A 1,426-nucleotide genomic window follows, 5' to 3' on the forward strand; every position below is an offset into this window, starting at 1 on the left:
CCGCGGGAGGGGAGGGTTGGGGTGGGGTGCTTTGGATTTTTGCAAGAGTTCTAATATCGTTTCCACTTGCATCGTCAGGTGATTTAACCTTATTAGTACACAGAGTACACAGAGTCCGAGAATATATATCTGAATCATTCCAATGTTACGGGATTTGATATGACACGGCCGCATCCTAATCTACAGCTACATTTTTATGTATAATCGCGGCTGATAGATGGATCGAAAACCCGGTTTCTACGATAGTTTGTCCAGAGGAACGATATTCGAGAAAACCGGGTTTCTAGTCTCAGCGCGCTTCCCAAACTCATACCAATTTCATAAAGTAGCGCTAGATATTACCCCCCCCAACCCCCCCGCGAGTTCGGGGGGGCTAAGAGTTCATCTACACCACATCTTTAGAAAAATGGTATCACTTTAAAATATTATGAAATTTATCGGCATCGATTTAGGTTGGAGTTCAGGACCCAGCGGTTTGTGCTGCTTAAATTGGGAAAACAATCAATTACAATTAATCGAGTGCGATCGCCTCTTAGCAACCAACGACATCCTCACCTGGATCGACACCCAAATCTCCCCAACCGAACCAGCCATCATCGCTGTAGACGCGCCCACAATCATCAGCAATCCATCAGGAATGCGCCTCGCCGACAAACTCACGCACAAACATTTCGGGCGCTACCACGCAGGCTGCTATCCCGCCAACCTTTCCCGCCCCTTCGCCCAAAAAACAGTAGAATTCGGCCTCAGTTTAGAAGCCAGAGGATTTGTCCACGCCCCAACAATCACGGCTCAAGAATTAGGGCGCTATCAAATAGAAGTTTATCCCCATCCAGCCACAATCAATCTATTTCAATTAGAGCGAATAATCAAATATAAAAAAGGAAAACTGGCAGAACGTCAATTAGAATTAATGAAGCTCTACCAGTATATTTTAGATATTTTACCGACTCTCAAACCATCCCTAAATCTCGCCAATGCCGCCAATAAAAATCAACGTTCATCAGCCTTCATCAGCGGTTCAAAACTCCCCGAAATCCCCACCAGCACCGCCAGCCTCAAAGCCTTGGAAGACCAGCTAGATGCTGTGCTGTGTGCTTATATTGGCGCGCACTGGTGGTACTGGGGAATCGAGCGGAATCTCGTATTGGGCGATCGCGCAAACGGATACATTGTGATTCCCCAAGTTCGATAACAAGAGGGGGAGAGGGGGAGATTGGGAGATTGGGAGAGGGGGAGATTGGGAGATTGGGAGATTGGGAGAGAAGATTTTTGATCGCCAAAATATAGAACCCATTTGATATCTTTGAGTTTTTGGTTGGGTGACGAGAAATATAGAGAGAAACTGGTTTATGAGATTTACGCAAGGGGCGAGAAACCGGGTATTCTTGGAGTTTTTGATTGGGTGACGAGAAATATAAAGAGA

Annotated in this window: 1 protein-coding gene; it reads left to right on the forward strand. The window is 46.0% G+C overall.

Going from position 1 to position 1,426, the window contains the following annotated elements:
- Positions 1 to 427: 427 nt before the first annotated feature.
- Positions 428 to 1,195: a DUF429 domain-containing protein gene (locus tag AACV78_RS15905; RefSeq protein WP_194013160.1), complete on the forward strand. Its 768-nt coding sequence runs from the start codon at positions 428 to 430 to the stop codon at positions 1,193 to 1,195.
- Positions 1,196 to 1,426: the final 231 nt, after the last annotated feature.

Source organism: Tychonema sp. LEGE 07196 (genome assembly GCF_963890365.1).
Lineage (GTDB): Bacteria > Cyanobacteriota > Cyanobacteriia > Cyanobacteriales > Microcoleaceae > Microcoleus.